Source organism: Nocardia vinacea NBRC 16497 (assembly GCF_000308835.1).
In the GTDB taxonomy this organism is placed as follows: Bacteria; Actinomycetota; Actinomycetes; order Mycobacteriales; family Mycobacteriaceae; genus Nocardia; species Nocardia vinacea.
This window is the reverse complement of record NZ_BAGN01000204.1, coordinates 27203-48019: the sequence shown is the minus strand read 5'-3', so window position 1 is coordinate 48019 and position 20817 is coordinate 27203. Positions and strand designations below refer to the sequence as shown.

The 20817-nt window shown below is 66.9% G+C and carries 4 protein-coding genes; 3 read left to right on the top strand and 1 reads right to left on the bottom strand.

Annotated features, from left to right (window positions below; translation table 11 throughout):
• Positions 1-27 precede the first annotated feature (27 nt).
• Complete coding sequence (locus ON44_RS28860) at positions 28-930, top strand: class I SAM-dependent methyltransferase (RefSeq protein ID WP_040695664.1); 903 nt, start codon at positions 28-30, stop codon at positions 928-930.
• A gap of 21 nt (positions 931-951) precedes the next feature.
• On the opposite strand, the gene ON44_RS28855 is transcribed toward ON44_RS28860, so the two are convergent.
• A complete protein-coding gene (locus ON44_RS28855) occupies positions 952-3117 on the bottom strand; it encodes an acyltransferase family protein (protein ID WP_040695620.1) in 2166 nt (721 codons plus the stop codon).
• A 357-nt stretch (positions 3118-3474) separates the two neighbouring features.
• Between ON44_RS28855 and ON44_RS28850 the strand changes: the two genes are divergently transcribed.
• Positions 3475-3885, top strand: coding sequence for a hypothetical protein (locus ON44_RS28850; RefSeq protein ID WP_157187343.1), 411 nt, complete (start codon positions 3475-3477; stop codon positions 3883-3885).
• Between the two features lie 329 nt (positions 3886-4214).
• Complete coding sequence (locus tag ON44_RS52845; protein WP_040695618.1) at positions 4215-20804, top strand: non-ribosomal peptide synthetase; 16590 nt, start codon at positions 4215-4217, stop codon at positions 20802-20804.
• Positions 20805-20817 lie beyond the last annotated feature (13 nt).

The window sequence follows — 20817 nt, the reverse complement described above, 5'->3', positions numbered from 1 at the left end:
CTGACACGACACCATGGGGTGATATTCATGCGAACGGACGGAGACAGCTGGGACATCGTGACGAGCGTGGGCCTGACCGCCCTGGGCGTCGCCACGTTTCGCGCACTCGAGACGCTCGATCCCGAGCCGTTGATCCACGACCACTACGCGGCGTGGTTCGTCGAGGCGGCGGGGGAACCGCACTTTCTGCAGATGCTGGACCAACCGGCGTCGGCGGGCTCGGTCGGATTGTTCGGCCGGTTCATGGGGATTCGGACAAAGTTCTTCGACGAGTTCTTCGCTGCGGCGTGGCAGCAGGGTATGCGGCAGGCAGTGATCCTGGCATCCGGTCTCGACGCGCGGGCCTATCGACTGGATTGGCCCGCGGGCACGGTCGTCTTCGAGATCGATCAGCCCCGTGTGCTGGAGTTCAAGGACCGGGTGCTCGCCGAGCACGGTGCCGTGGCCACGGCCGATCGGCGCGCGCTGGCGATCGATCTGCGCGACGACTGGCCCGCCGCGCTCACTGCTGCAGGTTTCGATCCGGGGCGGCCGGCGGCGTGGTCGGCCGAGGGGCTGTTGCCGTTCCTGCCGGGTTCGGCACACGACGCATTGTTCGAACGCATCGACGCCCTGTCCGCGCCCGCCAGTTGTGTGGCCGCCGACGACTTCGGCCGCGGCATGGACCAGCACCACTTCGACCTGGCGGAAAGGTTCTTCGGCAGCAACCCGTTCGGCAATCTGAACGTGCGCGACCTGTGGTACGACGACGACCGCGCCGATCCCGGGGACTGGCTGTCTCAGCACGATTGGTCGGTCCACCGCGTCACCCCCTTCGACCTGGCCGCCGACTACGGCCGCCCGATCACCGACCTGCCCACCGACCTGCCCACCGAACTGCTCGACCGGCTGCGGCAGGCGTCCTACATATCCGCCGAAAAGCGCCGGTGAACCGGGACCTGCGCGGCCCGCTCAGCCGTTGGCCAGCGCACGGTCGGCGAGTGCGGCGATGACCGGCCCGAGTGTTCTGGCGTAACTGACAGTGAGGTGATTGTCGTCGCGGTATACCAGGTTGTCACCGATGATGAGGGGGCAGCTGGCGGCGGTACAGAACAGCGAGGTCAGATCGGCGTACTGGCCGCCGCCGGTGGTAGCTGCCGCCTGCTCAGCCGCCATACCCGCGTCGTCGACGGCGTCCGGCCGCGCCGGTGTGCATACCGCGGCATTGTCGATATGTTCGGACAGGCACGCGGGCACGATGGTATGCGGATCGGGGATCGACCCGAGCACGAGGACCGCCGCTCCGGTCGCTCGCAGCTGGCCGACCAGGCGGTTCAGGCTGTCGATCCAGGCCTGGTCATAAGAGACGAAGCCGAAGTCGGCGCCGTAGCGCCGGGACATGCTCACCACGATCAGCCGGGGGCGTTCGGCCCGCAACCTGGTCAGGATCTGGTCACGCCACTGCTCGCATTCGGTGTACTCCCGGCCCAGATAAGGGCTGGTGATGGGCAAGCCGAGCAGCGGACAGGTGACCTTGGCCATGGTTTCCAGCCGCCAGTGCCGCTGCGCGGCGATCGACTCGAATGCCGGATGCCACATCGCGGCGTGTGAATCACCGACCAGGGCCACGGTCGTGGCCGAGTCCGGATCGCCGGAGGCGCACTCGGCCTGTCCCACGTCACGCCACGATCGCACGCAGCCGTCGACGAATACGCCCGCCTTGTCGCCGGGCGCGTCGGCCAGTGCGGGGGTGAGATTCGAAGGGACAGCGCGGATTTCGGCCGAGGCAGCGACTGCGGCCTGCGTCTGTGCGGTCAGCTGCCGGACTGCCTCGTCGCGCGCGACCGCGCTGAGGGTGGCCGGTGCGGCCGGCGTGGCGAGTGTGAGAGCCGCGGCGGCCGCGCCCCGGCCGACCGGGACGGGAATGAGCATGAGCAGCATCAGTGCCACACCACCGGCGACCGCGGTGATCGCGCCGCCACAGGCGAGGCTGCGTGCGGCCGACCCTCGCAGCGGGGCAGCGAAGCGAACCGGGTTCTCGACCAGCCACAACGTGAGCATGGCAAGTCCGCCTGCCATCATGACCGCGCCCATCGAGCCACTCCGTCCGAGTTGGTGACCGAGCACGCACGGCGCCAGCAGTAATACCGGCCAGTGCCACAGATACCAGGAGTACGACACGCGGCCGACCGCCCGCATCACCGGCACCCCCAGTCCGCGACCAACCCCGAATCGTGTTTCCACACAACCCGATACGATCACCAGTGCGGTACCGAGAACGGGCAGTAGGGCCGCAGTGCCCGGATACGGTGTCTTCCCGTTCAGCTGGGTACACGCAGCAACGATCAGGGTCAGACCGATCCATCCGGCAGGAGCGGCGACCGATTTCGGCAACCGGGACCACGCGCCCGCCGACAACGCGATCATGCCGCCTGCGCCCAGCTCCCAGGCCCGCGTCGGCAGCGAGAAGAACGCCCACGGTGGCAGCGTGCGGGTCCAGGTCAGCGAGAGGGCGAAGGAGAGCGCGGTGACAACCGCAAGAACGACCAGGTAAGGGGAGACAGCGGCCGATCCGACTCCGCGCCGTCGCGCGAACCAGGCCGTGCCTGCGATCAGCGCGGGCCACAACAAATAGAACTGCTCCTCCACGCCGAGCGACCAGAAGTGCTGAAACGGCGACGGAAGCGTGTCGCCGGCAAGGTAGTCGGTGCCGTGCAGCGCGAGCCGATAATTCCCGGCGTACAAGGCGCTGGCGATCCCATCGCCGAGGACCTGGAAAGCCTGCAGCGGCGGCAGCAGTACCGCCGTACCGATCGCGGTGGCGACCACCACGACACCCGCCGCGGGCAGTAGACGGCGGGCCCGCGCGCCGTAGAACCGGAGCAGCCCGACAGTGTCGGCGAAAGCCGCTTCCCGCCAAAGGATTCCGGTGACGAGGAAGCCGGAAATGACGAAAAAGACATCGACACCGACGAATGCGCCCCCGAGCCCGGGCGTGTTCGCATGAAAGAGCACAACGGCCAGCACGGCAACTGCTCGCAACCCCTCGATGTCGGGCCGAAATGTCCCGCGCGGTGTCGCACTGGGCGCCTGATCAGCCCGCCGATTTGCCAATCCGCCGCTCGCCGCCACCGTCATGCGCGGCATTGTTACCGATCACCCCAGTTAAGTCACGGCAACTCACCGCGCACCAAGCTGCCCGATCTCGATCTTTCGCCGCCACAGGCGGACGGGGTTCGAGATCGGGATTTCACTATGGGTCGAGACCACGGCGTGCATGTGCGCCGCGAAATGCGCACTCTCCGTGGCGGATCCGCACCTCACAAGTGGGCTACGCTGCCAAAGCGCGCGTGGGCGGGCTGGTGCTGATGCGGAATGGGCCTCGCCGGACTCGGCCTGAAACGAAACACCACCAGCGCACGCGCGATCGAGGAAGTCAAGGCCGACGACCGTGGTGCGGGAAGCGCGGTCCATCCCCGGAAGGCGGGAAGCAGCATGCCGCGAACGATTCTCTACCCATCCGACGAACTGATCCGCACCGTGACCGCCACCTTGCTCGGAGCCAACGAGCAGTCGGACTCGACTCCCCTCTTTTTCGGCCTCACCCTGGCGGGTCCGGATCAGATCGGCGTTCTCACGGCGCCGACGTCTGCTGATCCGCCGTTCCAGGATTTGGCGACGCTGGTTTTCTCGCGGGCGCCCCGTAAGACGCTGTGGGGTTTCGGATTCCACGCGGAAGCGGCTGTGATGCGGACCGCCGACGCACGGGGCAATCTCTGGTCGGCGTCCCGCGAGCACCCAGGTGCCGATGTCGTGGAAACATTCCGGTCGGCCGATCACGGTGTGCCGGACGATCCGATTGATCGAGAGCTGTGGGTCGCCGCGGTGGCTCTCGCAGCGCTCTGAGTGACTCCCCGCCGAATACGGAATCGCGGGACCGCTCCGCGTTCGGGTGGCTATCGATCCAGCAACCGGTGAGCGCCCCGCCCCGGATGTAACCCGTGTGACGTCATGACGTCGGTGCTTGTGATTTGATAGGGCACAAATACTCCAAAATCGATTCCTTCTCGCTTTGTTCGACACTGGTCCGCCAACGGTGTGCCGGGATCCGGCCGGGTTCGTTGGTTTCGGCAAAATCTGTGGGCTCGACGCGAGAGGACTGTAGTACTCGAATGGATAGGGTTCGTCGCACTGTTCGGGGTCGAATTCGCCGCAGATCGAGTAGCCCACTCTTCATGCAGTTGTTGGGGGCCGCGGTCGAATCCGCGGCCGACTCGATCGCGATCCGCTACAACCCGACCGGCGAACCCGCTGATCAGCGCGAACTCACCTACACGGAGCTGGACGAGTCGTCATCACGACTGGCACGGGAACTGATCGAGCGGGGCGTGGGCCCCGGCGACATCGTCGCCGTCGGCTTCACCCGCTCGATCGAATCCGTGCTGGCCGTATGGGCCGTCGCCAAGACCGGTGCGGCCTACGTGCCGGTCGACCCCACCCTTCCGCCGGAGCGCAGCGAATACATCGTCGCCGACTCTCAGGCGGTGCTGGGGCTCACCAACTCGACGCATCGCACGCGGTTCGGCACCGAGATCGACTGGCTCGACATCGATGATCCGCTGCACCGGGAACGCATCGCGGCCCGGCCCGCACATCCGATCTCCTACGTCGACCGGGTGGGCACACCGACCGAACAGCATCCGGCCTACGTCATCTACACCTCCGGCTCCACCGGTCGCCCGAAGGGCGTTGTGGTGACGCACGCAGGTATTGCGATGCTGGTCGACGCTCAACGAGAGCGCTACACGGTCGATGGCGATTCGCGGGTGCTGCACGTTTGTTCGCCGAACTTCGATGTATCGGTACTCGAGCTGCTGCTGGCCTTCAGTTCCGGCGCGACGCTCGTGGTGGCCCCGCCGACGGTGTTCGGCGGCGCCGAGCTCGCCGACCTGTTGCGCCGTGAACGTGTCACGCACATGCTGATCACGCCCGCGGCGCTGGAGTCGGTCGATCCGGTCGGACTCGACACGTTGCGGGTCGTGGTCGTCGCGGGTGATGCGTTCGGCCCCCGACTCGTCGAGCGGTGGGCGATCACCGGACGGTCTTTCTACAACGCTTACGGGCCCACCGAGGCCACCATTCTCGCCACTGGTAGTGCCGAGTTGGTACCCGGTCAGCCGATCACCATCGGTACCGCCCTGCCGGGTGTCGGCGCGGTGGTGCTCGATTCGCGGTTGCGGCCGGTACCCGCCGAAGTGACCGGCGAACTCTACCTTTCCGGTCCCGCGCTCGCGCAGGGCTACCTGGGGCGGGCGGCGCTCACGGCGGAACGATTCGTGGCGAATCCGTTCAGCGGGGCAGCCGGCAACCCTGGCGCACGGATGTATCGCACCGGCGATCTGGTGCGGCGCCGCATGGCCGATGGCGCGATCGAATATCTGGGACGCTCGGATTTCCAGGTCAAGATCCGCGGCTTCCGTATCGAGCCAGGTGAGATCGACGCCGCACTGACCAGTCACCCCGATATCGAATACGCCGCGACTCTCGGCAAGCTCGCGCCCTCCGGCGCGACCGTACTGGTCTCCTATGTGCTGGCGCGCAACGGCATTTCCATCGATACCGGAGAACTCCTGCGCTTCGCCGGAGCCGCATTGCCCGGCCATATGGTGCCGTCGGCGATCGTCGTGCTCGAGGCGATCCCCTTGTCCGCCAACGGAAAGCTCGATCGACAGGCGTTGCCCGAGCCGGTGTTCGAGGCGGCGGTGTCGCGTGCCCCCGTCGGCGCCGTCGAATCCCGGCTCGCCGAGTTGTATGCACAAGTGCTCGGTGTGCGGGTCGGGGCGGAGGACTCGTTCTTCGCCGCCGGTGGAGACAGCATCCTATCGATCCAGCTGGTCTCACGGGCCCGCGCGGCGGGGATAGTGTTCACCCCCCAGGATGTGTTCGAGCAGCGCACCGTGGCCGGGTTGGCGCGGGTCGCGGTTGTCGGTGCCGAACCCACGCCGAGGCTCGCGGAATTACCCGGCGGCGGTGTCGGGGAGATTCCGCTGACACCGGTGCTGGCCGCCCACCTCGTCGGGGGGAGGTCGTTCGGCCGGTTCACCCAGCACATGATGCTTGCGCTACCCGAGCACATCGACCGAGCGGGTTTGGTTGCCACGCTCGCCGCGGTGCTGGACCACCACGACATGCTGCGCGCACGGTTGCGGTCCGACGACGGGCGATGGCAGCTACACACGCTGCCGCCGGGTGCGGTGGACGTGGACGCCCTGCTCACTCGTGTCGACGTGCCGGTGGGACTGGACATCGATGAGTTATGCGGAACTGCCAGTGCGGCAATGGATTCCGCCCTCGATACGCTCGACCCGGCGGCGGCCAGGATGATCGCCTGCACCTGGCTGACTCGACCGGACGGCCGGGACGCGCTGATCATCGCCGCGCATCACTACGTGATCGATGGCGTGTCGTGGCGCATTCTGATCTCGGACTTGGTGACCGCGTGGGCGCAACGCGACGGTGGCCACCGGATCGCCCTGCCCGACGTCGGCACGTCGTTCCGGCGGTGGGCGCACGGTCTGGTCGAGGCGGCGACCGCCGCGGACCGTGCCGGCGAACTGCCGTACTGGCGGCAGGTTCTGACCGTCGCTGATCCGCTATTGGGCGCGCGGGCACTCGACCCGGTCGTCGACACAGCGGCAACGGTGCGGCATTTCACCATCACGGTGCCGGCCGAGATCACCCATGCGGTCTTGACCGAATTGCCGAGGCTGTATCGCAGCGGAGTCAACGACGGTCTACTCGCGGCGTTGACGCTCGCAGTGCGCTCGTGGCGGGCGAAAAGAGGGGTCGATGCCGCGACCACGCGAATCCGGCTCGAGGGACACGGTCGCGAGGAAACCACCGTCGCCGGTGCCGACCTGAACCGCACTGTCGGCTGGTTCACCAGCATGTATCCGGTGGTGCTCGATCTGTCCGGCATCGACGCCGATGCCGCGTGGAACACCGCCGACGCGACCGCGGCGATGCTCAAGACGGTGAAGGAACAGCTGCTCGCGGTGCCGGACAAAGGCATCGGTTTCGGCATGCTGCGTTATCTCGACACCGATATCGCGGGCGAGCTCGACGGTGCGCTCGGCCAGATCGGTTTCAATTATCTCGGTCGGATTTCCGCAGGCGACTTGCCGGAAGGGCTGACGGATCTCAGTTGGCTGCCGACCGCCGACTGGGGCGCCCCGGAAGCCGACCAGGATCGGGCGATGCCCGCGGCCGCCGTGGTGGATATCAACGCGATCGTTACCGATACCGACGCGGGCGCGCAGATGAGTGCGTCGTTCGCGTACGCGTCCGAGATCCTCGACGAGGCCTCCGTGCGAGAGCTGGCCGAGTACTGGGTGGCCGCATTGACCGTGCTCGCCGGACATGTACACGATCCGGCGGCCGGTGGCCTGACTCCGGCTGATGTCCCGCTAGTGCGGACCACCCAGGGTGAACTCGATATCTGGCAGCGGGAGCACCCGGGTCTGCTCGATGTCCTGCCGCTGTCGCCGCTGCAGCTCGGATTGCTTTTCCTGACACAGCTTTCCGACGATTCGGCAGATCCCTATCTGCTGCAGTTGGCGGTGGAGTTGTCCGGCGTGATCGATCTGGATCGCCTACGGCGGGCGGCGCAAGCGATGTTGGATCGGCATGCGATCCTGCGGGCCGCGTTCAGAACTTCGGTCGACGGCACCCCGGTCCAGATCGTCGCCGACGGTGTGACGGTCCCGTGGCGGATCGTCGACACCTCGGACACCGATCCGGCCTCGCTCCTGGCCGCCGAAGCACGCCTCGGGTTCGATCCGACAGTGGCGCCGCTGCTGCGATTCACGGTGTATCGCACGAACTCCGGCCGCGTACATCTGGTGCTGACCGCGCATCACATCCTGTTGGATGGCTGGTCGATGCCGTTGCTGATGAAGGAACTACTGGTTTCCTATGCGGCCGACGGTGATTCGACTCCGCTGCCGCGAGTCCAGCCGTATCGGGACTATCTCGCGTGGCTGGCGCGCTACGACCGCGACGCCACCGCTCAAACGTGGCGCGCGGCGCTGGCAGGTCTGACGCCGACTCGGCTGGCCACGACCCTGCCGCCGCCCGCGACGCCCGCCGACGGCCACGGGGTGTGCGCCGCCGACCTGTCACCTGCCGAGACAGCGGAGCTGCTGAGGTTCGCCGCGGCAACCGAAGTCACCGTCAATACGGTGGTCCAGGCGGCGTGGGGTCTGGTGCTCGCGGCCTGCGCCGGAAGCGATGATGTCGTGTTCGGCGCGGTGGTTTCCGGGCGGCCGCCGCAGGTCGACGGGGTCGACGAAATGGTCGGCCTGTTCGCGAATACCGTCCCGGTTCGGGTTCGGTTCGACTCCGATGCACCGGCACGGCAACTGCTGATTCGGCTACAGTCCGAACAGGTTTCGTTGCTCGACTCTCATCACATCGGGTTGGCCGATATTCAGCGCAGCGCTGGTGCGGGTGAGTTGTTCGATACTCTTGTGGCTTTCGAGTCGTATCCCATCGACACCGATGGTTTGCGGCAGGCCCACGCGACGATCGACGGGCTGGAAGTCGTCGATCTCCAAGGTCGCAACTTCACGCACTATCCGGTGGCTGTCGTGGTCGAGTTGGGCACTCGACTGCATATACAAGTGCAGTACCGGCGCGACATGATCACCACCGCCACCGCGCAGGCGCTCGCCGCGCGGTTGCGCGGGCTGATCGGCGAATTCGTTGCGACGCCGGAGCGCACGCCGGCGGAAATCAATCGGTTCTTCGATGATCGCGGCGATCTGATCGCGCAGACGCGCTACTGGCGCACCGCGCTCCAGGGGATGCCGGACGAGCTGAACCTGCCCATGGATCGCGCACGGCCTGCCGTCCCCTCTCATGCGGACTCGTGCGTCGAGTTCGAGATCGGTGCTGACCTGCAGCACCGGCTACATCAAGTCGCGCACGACACGACGGTGTTCACCGTTGTACACGCGACCTTCGCGGTACTGCTTGCGCGACTATCGGGGACCGATGACATCGCGATCGGCACCCCCGCCGAAACGGGCGGATCGGTCAACACGGTCGTACTGCGCACCAGGGTGCCGGGTGAAATCTCCTTCGACGATCTGCTCGCACAGGCGAAAGACATTGCCCTGCAGGCATTCACACGAGCAGACCTGCCCTTCGACGAGTTGGTTGCACTGCTGGATCCGGTTCGGTCGGACGCACGTCACCCGCTGGTGCAGGTGATGTTGTCCGCCGGTGACCGGACTCCCGTCGCACGCGGGCCATTCGATCTGTCCCTGCACGTCCGAGAGAACCGAGACAGCGCCCGCATCACCGCGAACCTGTCCTTCGCGCCCGATCTGTTCGACCGGCGCACCGTGGAGATTTTCGCCGAGCGATTCCTGCGGCTGCTGGCGGCCGCCGTGCACCGCCCCGCGGACCCGATCGGTGATCTGCCGTTGCTCGGCGACGACGAGCTGGCCCTGCTGACCCGGGTCCACGACGATGACATGCGGGCGCCCCGGTTGCTGCCTGATCTGCTGACCAGTGGACTTGCCTTGGGCCGGGACCGGGTGGCGGTGCGATACCAGGGCCGGTCGATCAGTTACGGCGAACTCGACGAACAGTCGTCGCGGTTGGCGAGAGTCCTGATCGATCGAGGTGTCGGTCCCGAACTGCCGGTCGCGGTGTCACTGCCCCGCTCCTACGAGATGGTGCTGGCAGCAGTCGCGATCGCCAAGGCCGGTGGTGCGCACCTGCCGGTCGACCCCGCTCACCCCGAGCATCGGGTGCGGCACATGCTGACCGATTCTGGTGCGGCCCTGGGCATTACCGGATCCGACTACGTCGATCGCCTACCCGATGCGGTGGATTGGCTGGTGCTCGATGCACCGGCGACGGCGGTGTTGTGCGCCGACAAGTCCGCCGACACGGTCACCGATGCCGAGCGGATTGCGCCGTTACGGACGCAACATCCGGCTTACGTGATCTACACCTCGGGCTCGACGGGCCTGCCCAAGGGGGTAGCCGTAACCCATGGCGGGTTGAGCGATCTGGTCGATCATTCGGTCGGCCAGTACTGTCTCGAGCCGCACCACCGGTACCTGCATATCTGTTCACCGAGTTTCGATCCGTCGGTGATGGAATGGATGTGCGCGTTCTCGGTGGGGGCGACGTTGGTGGTCGTGCCGTCGGATGTCATGGGCGGACCGGAACTCGGCGAGTTGCTGCGGACCGAGGAGGTGACGCACACGATCATCACGCCGGCGGTGCTCGGCACGGTCGATCCGGCCGGTGCGGACCGGATGGAAGTGCTGTTCGTGGGTGGGGATGTCCTGACCCCGGAGCTCTTGGCCAGGTGGCAGCCGGGCCGCCGGTTGTTCAACGCGTACGGTCCGACCGAGGCGACCGTCATGTCGTCGAATGTGGAACTGGTTGCGGGGCAGCACATCACGATCGGCAAGCCGATTCTGGGCAGCTCGGCGTTCGTGCTGGATTCGCGGTTGAATCCGGTACCACCCGGTGTTACGGGTGAGCTGTATCTGGCCGGCGCCGCGTTGGCTCGTGGCTACTGGAACCGTGCCGGGTTGTCCGCGGAACGGTTTGTCGCCAATCCCTGGGGTGGGCCGGGTTCGCGGATGTATCGCACCGGCGACCTCGTGCGCTGGTACGCGGCACCGGAGCAGCGGGCAGGGAATCTCGCCGTTCCGTCGACGGATTGGCAGCTCGACTATGTCGGTCGCGCTGATTTCCAGGTGAAGGTCCGTGGTTTCCGTATCGAGCTAGGCGAGATCGACACCGTGCTCGGCCGACATTCCGATATCGATTTCGCGGTCACGCTGGGGCGTGAAAGGCCCGGTGGTGCAACGGCATTGGTGTCATATGTGCTGGCGGCGCCGGGGCGGGTGGTGGATCCGGCGGTGCTGCGCGAGTATGCGGCGGGGATCCTGCCGTCGCATATGGTGCCCGCGGCGATTGTGGTGCTGGACCGGGTCCCGTTGACTTCGAATGGAAAGCTGGACCGTCGAGCGTTGCCGGAGCCGGTGTTCCCGACGGCGGTGTCGCGTGCTCCGGTCGGCGCGGTGGAGTCGCGGCTTGCCGAACTCTTCGCGCAGGTGCTGGGCGTGGCGCGGGTCGGGGTGGACGATTCGTTCTTCGCGGTCGGTGGTGACAGCATCATGTCGATCCAGTTGGTGTCGCGGGCCAAGGCGGCGGGGATGGTGTTCACCACGCGGGATGTGTTCGAGCAGAAGACAGCCGCGAGGTTGGCTCGGATTGCCGTGGTCGGCTCGGAGTCGGCGGCGGCGGTTTTGGCGGAGTTGCCCGGCGGTGGCGTCGGCGCGGTTCCGTTGACTCCGGTACTTGCCTGGTTCCTCGCCAACGGTTCGTTCGGTCGGTTCGCCCAGAGCATGGTGCTCGGATTGCCGGAGGGGATCGATCGCGCGGGTGTGGTGGCCACTGTCGGCGCGGCGCTCGACCATCATGATGTGCTGCGCTCGCGCGTGTGGCAGGCGGACGGCTCATGGCGGTTCGAGGTGTTGGGGCGTGGCGCCGTCGAGGCCGACGCGCTGGTCGCCGAGGTCGAGGTGGCCGCCGGTGTCGACGAGGCCGAGCTGAACCGAATTGCCAACGCGGCCATGGATTCCGCGTTGGCCACATTGGATCCCGCTGCGGGCCGGATGATCACCTTGACGTGGCTGCGCAGACCCGATGCGCGCGATGCTGTCGCCGTCGCGGTCCATCACTATGCGATCGATGGTGTGTCGTGGCGCATCCTTATCCCGGATCTGGTGCTGGCGTGGGCGCAGCGCAGCGCCGGGCAGCCGGTGGCTTTGCCCACCGTCGGCACCTCCTTCCGGCGCTGGGCGCACGCCTTGGTGGAAGCGGCTGCCACACCGGACCGTGTCGAGGAACTCGGCTATTGGCAGCGGGTGTTGGCCACGCCGGATCCGCTGTTAGGCGCGCGTGCCCTGGACCCGGTCGCCGATACCTTCCAGACCAGGGGCGTATTCGATATCCGGGTTCCGGTCGAGGTCGCCGACGCGGTACTCGCCAAGGTTCCCGCGCTGTACCAGGGCGGTGCCAACGACAGTCTGCTCGCCGCGCTCGCGATGGCGGTGCGTTCCTGGCGGGCGCGGCGCGGCGTCGATGCTCCGGTCACTCGGCTGCGGCTCGAGGGGCACGGTCGCGAGGAAGACGCGGTGCCCGGCGCTGATCTGACCCGCACCGTGGGTTGGTTCACCAGCATCAGTCCGGTGGCCATCGACCTGTCCGGAATCGACACCGAAGCCGCCCACGCCGGTGGCGAGGCAACCGGGGCGGTGCTGAAATCGGTGAAGGAGCAACTGCTTTCCGTGCCGGATCGAGGCATCGGTTTCGGCCTGCTGCGGCATCTGAATCCGGATACCGCCGACGCGCTGGCCGGTGATCTCGGGCAGATCAGCTTCAACTACCTCGGCCGTGTCTCGACGGGTGCGGTGCCCGATGGCCTCTCGGACTGGTTGCCGACCGGAGAACTGGGAGCTATTGCCGCAGAGCCGAATCCGGACCTCCCATTGTCCGCGGTGATCGACATCAACACGATCGTCAGCGATACCGCGGATGGCCCGCGGATGGTGGCGTCGTTCGCCTTTGCCGCCGCGATTCTCGACGAGGCGGCGGTACGGGAGTTGGCCGAGGACTGGCTGGCCGCGCTCACCGCGATTGCCGACCACTCGACGGATCCGGCTGCCGGTGGTCTGACTCCGTCGGATGTGCCGCTTGTGCGGGTCTCTCAGGTCGAGTTGGACCAGTGGCGGCGGAATCATCCTGGACTGTCGGATGTGCTGCCGCTGTCACCGCTGCAGAATTCGCTGCGGGTGCTCATCGAGCTGCTGGACGGTTCGGTCGACGCCTACATAATCCAGCTGGCGGCACGGCTGACGGGCGAGCTGGATATGGGCCGGTTGCGCCGAGCCGCGCAGACCATTCTGGACCGGCACGCGAACCTGCGGTCGGCCTTCGTACCCACGGTCGACGGGACATCGGTGCAGCTGGTGCTGGACGGGGTCGAGGTGCCGTGGCAGGTTGTCGACGGCGTGTCCGAGGCCGAGCTGCCCGAACTGCTGGTCGCCGAGCGGCGACGCGGATTCGATCCGGCGGTGGCGCCGCTGCTGCGATTCACGGTGTACACCAACGACTCCGGGCACCATGAACACACGGGGATGGCAGCCGACGGAGCTTGCGGAGTCGGCGGGGCGGGTAAACACAGCCACCTCGTGTTGACCGGACACCACATCCTGCTCGACGGCTGGTCGATGCCGCTGTTGATGAAGGAGCTCCTCGTCCTGTACGCGACCGGCGGCGACACGTCACTGCTCGCACCGGTCCGGCCCTACCGCGACTACCTGCGGTGGCTCGCGCAACAGGACCGGGAAGCCGCGGTACGCGCGTGGTCGGACGTGTTGACCGGCGCCACCGCGACCATGCTCGCCCCTGAACTGGTCTGGCCCACGGCGACCGGCGACGGGTTCGGCGTCTGTGAATTCGATCTGCCGACCGCACAGACCTCGGCGCTCACGGCGTTCGCGGCAACGGCCGAAGTCACCGCCAATACGGTGATACAGGCGGCATGGGGTCTGGTCATCGCCGGTAGCACCGGACGCGACGATGTCGTCTTCGGCGCGACCGTCTCCGGCAGACCGCCGCAACTCGACGGTATCGGCGACATGATCGGCCTGTTCGTGGATGCCATCCCGGTGCGGATCCGGTTCGATCGCGGCACAACGGTGCGGGCTCTGCTGGAGGGTTTGCAGGGCGAGCAAGCATCACTGTTGGACCATCACCACCTCGGACTCGGCGCCATCCAACGCGTCGCTGCCCGGCAGTGCCCACCCACCCCGCCGACTCCGCAAGCTCCGTCGGCTGCCATCCCCCAGTGCCCACCCACCCCGCCGACTCCGCAAGCTCCGTCGGCTGCCATCCCCCAGTGCCCACCCACCCCGCCGACTCCGCAAGCTCCGTCGGGTGCCATCCCCCGTGACGACCTCTTCGACACGATGCTGGTCTTCGAGTCCTACCCGGTCGACGCCGAGGGGCTGCAGCAGGCCGGCGGCGCCATCGACGGGTTGCGGATCGAGCAAATGCGCGGGGCCGACTTCACGCACTATCCGATCACGGTTGTGGTCTTCCTGGATACCCGGACGCTGGTGCAGGTGAAGTATCGGCGCGATATCGTCGCCGACGAGACGGCGCAGGCCGTGGCCGATCGGCTGCGCCGCGTGCTCAGCGATCTGCTCGCGACACCGGAGCGTGCCGCGGCCGATATCGCGCTGCTGTGCGACACCGAATCGGATGACCCGATCACCAGGTCTCGGTACTGGCGCACCGCACTGGCGGGCTTGCCCGATCGGCTGGAGCTGCCCACGGACCGGCCGCGCACGGCGGTGCGGTCCGATGTCCGTGGGCAGGTGGAGTTCTCGGTACCGGGCGAGGTAGACCTGGGTCTCCGACAGCTTGCGCGCACGGCGGGCGTGACATGGACCGCGGTGGTGCGCACGGCATTGGCGGTAGTGCTCGCGCGGCTGTCAGGCTCCGACGACATCGCGATCGGCACTCCGACGCCAGGCGGCCGCGGCGCCGAGCTGGTGCTGCGTACCCGCGTGGATCGGGCCGCGCGCTTCGCCGACCTTCTACCGGAGGCACACCGGTGTGAACTGCAAGGGTTCACGCACGCGGGCATTCCGTTCGACGAGTTGGTCGATCTGTTGGGAGCGCGACGTTCGCCGGATCGGCATCCCCTGTTCCAGGTGGCTCTGTCGTTCCAGAGTCCGCCGGGCGAGGTCGGGGATCTGGCGCTGGCGATGTCGGCCGCGGATGGCGACTCGGACCGGGTGCGCGGCGAGATGTCTTTCACGCGTGATCTTTTCGATGACGGTACGGCGGAGATGTTTGCCCGCCGGTTCGTCCGGGTGCTGGCGGCGGTCGTGGACGAGCCCGCGACGCGGGTGCGCGATCTGCCGCTGTTGGTCGACGACGAGTACGAGCGGCTGACCCGGATGGGCGGCGGCGCCCCCGCTACCGTCGGGATGCTGCCGGATCTGCTGGCCCGGGGCGTCGGTTTCGGGCGTGATCGAGTCGCGGTGCGCGACGCGGGGCGGACGTATACCTACGGTGAGCTCGACGAGCTGTCGTCGCGTGTGGCGCGCGAACTGATCGATCGAGGTGTCGCGCCGGAGACGGTGGTGGCGCTGGCGATGCGACGTTCGTACGAGATGATCGCCGCGGTATGGGCGGTCGCCAAGGCCGGTGGCGCGTATCTGCCGGTCGATCCGAGCTATCCGGTGGACCGGGTGCGGCACATGGTGGCCGATTCCGGTGCGGTGGTGGGCATTACGGTCGCTCAGCACGCGGATCTACCCGACACGGTGGATTGGCTGGTGTTCGACGATCCCGCGGTGCTCGCACGCTGCGCCGCCCACTCGGCTGCCGCCGTGACCGACGCAGACCGTCGTGCGCCGCTGCGCATGTCGCATCCGGCCTATGTCATCTACACGTCAGGGTCTACGGGATTGCCCAAGGGGGTCGCCGTCACCCACGCCGGGCTCGGTGGGCTCGTCGGCCACACTGTCGACATGCTCGGACTCGGGCCGCAACATCGGATGCTGCATGTGTGTTCGCCGAGTTTCGACCAATCGGTCGAGGAGTTCTCCAGCGCGTTCTACACCGGTGCCACCCTGGTGATCGCCGCACCGGATATCGTCGGCGGCACCGAACTGCACGACCTGCTGCGCGGCGAACGGGTTACACATACGATCATCACCCCTGCGCTGCTCGGCACCGTCGATCCCGCTGCCCTGGACGACTTGGCGGTGGTCTCCGCAGGGGGCGAAGCCACCACTCCCGAACTGCTTGCCAGGTGGCAGCCGGGTCGCCGCTTCATCAACGGATACGGCCCGACCGAGGCAACGATCGGCGCCACCTACACGACTCTGCTTGCGGGACAACGGATAACGATCGGCCGTCCGGTACCAGGCGGATGGGCGGCGGTGCTCGATGAGCGATTGCACCCGGTGCCCGCGGGTGTCACCGGTGAGCTGTATCTGGCGGGCCCGGCACTCGCCCGCGGCTATCACGGACGTTCCGGCTCGACGTCGGAACGTTTCGTCGCGAATCCGTGGGGTCCGCCGGGCGACCGGATGTACCGGACCGGCGATCTGGTCCGCTGGGTCGGGGTACCGAATGCCACGGCCACCGGTTGGGAGTTGGAGTACCTGGGCCGCACGGACTTCCAGGTGAAGATCCGTGGCTTCCGCATCGAGCTCGGGGAGATCGACGCGGTGCTCGCCGCGCACCCCGACGTGGACTACGCGGTAACCATCGGGCGCGAAAACCCCAGCGGGGCCACGATTCTGGTGTCGTATGTGCTGGGCCGGTCGCTGGATCCGGATCAACTGGCGCGGTGGGCTGCGCGAAGCCTGCCGTCGCATATGGTTCCCGCGTCGGTTGTGGTGCTCGACGAGATTCCATTGACCGCGGTCGGCAAACTCGACCGAAATGCCCTCCCCGAACCGCAGTTCGCGGCGCGCACCTACCGGGAACCGTCGACGGTAGCGGAACGCGCCGTAGCCCGTGTGTTCGCCGAGGTGCTCGGCATCGAGCGGATCGGCGCCGACGACAATTTCTTCGAGCTGGGCGGCAATTCGCTGCTCGCCACGCGGGTGACCGCTCGCCTCGGCATGGCACTGGATGCCCGGGTTCCGGTGCGTGTGCTGTTCGCCGCGCCCACCGTCGCGGGTTGTGCGCGGGAGGTGGCGAAGCTCACCGGTACCGGGAGTCGCCGCGCCCTGGTCGCGGGCCCACGGCCGGAGCGTATTCCGCTGTCGCCCGCACAGCAACGGATGTGGTTTCTCAACAGATTCGATACCGAGTCGACCGCATACAACATTCCTGTCGCGATCGGTTTGACCGGCGATCTGGATATCGCCGCGTTGGGGCAGGCCTTCACCGATGTCGTTGTGCGCCATGAGATCTTGCGAACCATATATCCGCAGCCAGGGGATCCAGCGGATCCGGTGCAGGTCATCCTGCCTCCCGGTCACTCCGAGGTGCCGCGGCTGGAGGTCCGGACCATCGGTGCCGCCGAGGTGGAATCGGCTGTGCTGGAACTGATTTCGACGACTTTCGACGTGACTTCCGAAGTGCCCGTCCGCGCCGTGCTGCTCCGGATCTCGGACGGCGAATTCGTGCTGGCCATGGTCGTCGACCACATCGCGGGTGACGGCTACTCCGGTGGCCCCCTAACTCGTGATCTGGCGTCGGCATACGCGGCTCGCGCGCTGGGCCGGGCACCGGATTGGTCGCCGCTGGCCGTGCAGTACGCGGATTACACGCTGTGGCAACGTGCGTTGCTCGGCAATGCGGACCAGCCCGGGTCGATGGCGGCCGAGCAGATCGCCTACTGGCGACGAGCCCTTGCCGACCTGCCGGATCAGTTGGAGTTGCCGAGAGATCGGCCGCGGCCGGCGGTGCAGTCCTTCGCAGGCGGCCGAGTGGAGTTGCACATCGATGCGCGTGCGCATGCGGCGTTGGCGGGGCTGGCACGGGCCGAGGGCGCGACACTGTTCATGGTTGTGCATACCGCACTGGCAGTGTTGCTGGCTCGCTTGTCGGGCACCGACGATATTGCGATCGGTACACCGATAGCGGGCCGGGGTGAGGCGGTGCTGGACGATCTGATCGGCATGTTCGTCAACACCCTGGTGTTCCGTACCCGGGTGGATGCGGGTGCGAGTTTCACGGATTTGCTTGCGCGGCAACGCGATATCGACGTGCAAGCGTTCGCCCATGCCGATGTGCCGTTCGAGCAATTGGTCGAAGTGCTGAATCCGGTGCGCTCGACGGCGCGGCATCCACTGTTCCAGGTGGGGTTGTCGTTCCAGAATCTGGCCCCGGCCAGGATGGAGTTGCCGGGCTTGACCGTCACGGCGTTGGAAACGGATCGACAGCTGTCGCAGTTCGATCTGCATGTGATCATGGCCGACAGCTACGACGAGGACGGTGTGCCGACGGGTATCGGCGGCTTCTTCACCTACGCCGCGGATCTGTTCGACGAGTCGACGGTGCGGAGTTTCGTGGACCGGTTCGTGCGGGTGCTCGATGCCGTGATCGCGGATCCGCAGGTGCCGGTCGGTGCTATCGATCTGCTCGCGACCGAAGAACACACACGAATCCGCACGGCGTGGAACGACACCGCGCACCAGGTGAATACGGCCACCACATTGGTGTCGCTGCTCGACGAGACTGTCGCTGCCACACCGGAGTCCACGGCGCTGGTCGCTGCCGATGGCACTCGAATCACCTACGGTGAGCTGGATGGACGCGTGAACAAGGTTGCGCGGTACTTGATTTCGTCGGGTGTGGGCCCGGAGTCACGGGTGGCGTTGGCTATTCGGCGTTCGGTGGATCTGGTCGTGGCGATGTATGCGGTGAGCAAGGCCGGCGGTGTGTACGTGCCGGTCGATCCGGATCAACCCGCGCAGCGGACCGACTACATGCTGGAGACGGCGGCACCGGTTTGTGTGCTGACGAATGCCGATGCTGGTTTCGAGACCACCGCCGCGCCGGTGGTGCTGATCGATCGACTTGACCTGTCCGCGGTGGACGCCGCGCCGATCGCCGACGCAGAGCGGATCGCGCCGTTGCGCGCCGAGCACACGGCCTATGTGATCTTCACGTCGGGTTCCACGGGTCGCCCGAAGGGGGTCGCGGTCACACACGGCGCGATCGTCAACCAGTTGGTCTGGAAGACAGCGCAATTCGGATTGACCGTCGATGACGCGGTGTTGTTGAAGACAGCGGCGACGTTCGATTTGTCCGTTTGGGAATTCTGGTCGGCCCCGGCCTGCGGCGGCCGCCTGGTAATCGCAGCGCCGGATGGCCACCGCGACCCGGCATACCTCAACGAGCTGATGACACGTGCGGGCGTGACCACGCTGCACGCGGTGCCATCGATGCTCGACGCATTGCTGACGGGTCGGCTGCCGGACTCGTTGCGCCAGGTGCTGGCGATCGGTGAGACGCTGCCTGCCGCGCTGGCGCGCCGATTCGCGACGGCGGCGCCTGATACGTCGCTGTACAACCTGTACGGCCCGACCGAGGCGGCGGTGTCGATCACCAGCCATCAGGTGCGCAGGTCCGATGAACTGGCCGTGCCGATCGGCAGACCGGCGTGGAACAGTCAGGTATACGTACTGGATTCGCGGTTGCGCCCGGTTCCGGTCGGCGTCGCGGGTGAGTTGTACTTGGCCGGAGTGCAGTTGGCGCGGGGCTACTTCGGCCGCGCTGACCTGACGGCGGATCGTTTCGTCGCCAACCCGTTCCAGCCTGGTGCCCGGATGTATCGCACCGGTGATCTGGTGGCATGGAATGCCGAGGGCGAACTCGACTATCGAGGCCGTACCGATTTCCAGGTGAAGATCCGTGGCTTCCGAATCGAACTCGGCGAGATCGACGCGGTGCTGGCCGCCCATGCGGAAGTGGATTTCGCCGTCACGGTCGGCAGGGAGAATTCCGCTGGGGCAACGGTTCTGGTGTCGTACGTGGTGGCCGCCCAGGACCGGGTGATCGATCCGGATCGGCTGATCCGCTGGGCCGCACGGACCCTGCCGTCGCATATGGTTCCCGCGGCGATCGTGGTCCTCGACGACGTCCCGTTGACCCAGGTCGGCAAACTCGACCGCGCTGCACTGCCGGAACCGGAGCTCGGGACCCGCGTTTTCCGCGCACCGACGACAGCGCTCGAGACCATGGTCTGCGAGATTTTCGCGGATGTACTGTGCCTGGATCGTATCGGATTGGATGACAACTTCTTCGAACTCGGCGGCAATTCACTGATCGCGACCAAGCTGACGGCTCGGTTGAGCGAAGCGATGGCCGAAACGATTCCGGTGATGTGGGTGTTCACCGCCCCCACCCCCGCGGGCATCGTCGCGGAGCTGCGTGCGCGCGGCACAGAGGGCGCCGGTGCCGACGCGGCATTCGATGTGCTGTTGCCGCTGCGGGTTTCGGGCACCGCCGAGCCGCTGTTCTGTATCCATCCGATCGGGGGCATCGCGTGGTCGTTCGCCGGGCTGGCCGCCCATCTCGATGCGGATCGGCCCATCTACGGACTCCAGTCACCCGCGCTGAGTTCAGCGGACCCACTGCCGGATTCGATCGAGGATTGGGCGCGGCACTACGTCAAACACGTTCGTGAGGTGCAACCGGAGGGTCCCTACCACCTGCTCGGCTGGTCACTCGGCGGTGTGCTCGCGCATGCCATGGCCGTCCAACTCCAGGACGAAGGCGCGCAGGTGGCGCTGCTGGGCATGATGGACAGTCGACTACTCGACATCGGCGCCGGATCCAAACTCGCGGGGATCGAGGTGACGGTGCCAGAACTTCTCGGTGGACTGCTCGGCGCTCGAGCCGCGGAATTCGGCCTGGACGAAACGGTGGAATTGTCTGAGCTGGCACAGCGATTGAGCACGCTCCCCGAGCCGTTCGCATCCTTCGGGGCCGCGCGGATCGAACGGGTCGTGGCCGCGGCGATCGATTCGGCGGCTCTCGACGCGGCATATCGTGCGCGGTCCTTCGACGGAGACCTCGTCTACTTCACCGCTACCCTCGACGATCCGACGGGTTCCGTCGGCGCCGCGACCTGGACGCCCGCGGTGGCCGGTTCCGTGCACAACCATCCGGTGGCCACCACACACTGGCGGATGACCACCGATGCGGCGCTCCGGCGTATCGCGGAAGTCCTGCACGAGTGGTTGTGACACGCTGCTGCGG

Coding starts and splice junctions, on each gene's coding strand:
- ON44_RS28860 (WP_040695664.1), top strand. CDS start 28: ATGCGAACGGACGGAGACAGCTGGGACATCGTGACGAGCGTGGGCCTG.
- ON44_RS52845 (WP_040695618.1), top strand. CDS start 4,215: ATGCAGTTGTTGGGGGCCGCGGTCGAATCCGCGGCCGACTCGATCGCG.
- ON44_RS28855 (WP_040695620.1), bottom strand. CDS start 3,117: ATGACGGTGGCGGCGAGCGGCGGATTGGCAAATCGGCGGGCTGATCAG.
- ON44_RS28850 (WP_157187343.1), top strand. CDS start 3,475: ATGCCGCGAACGATTCTCTACCCATCCGACGAACTGATCCGCACCGTG.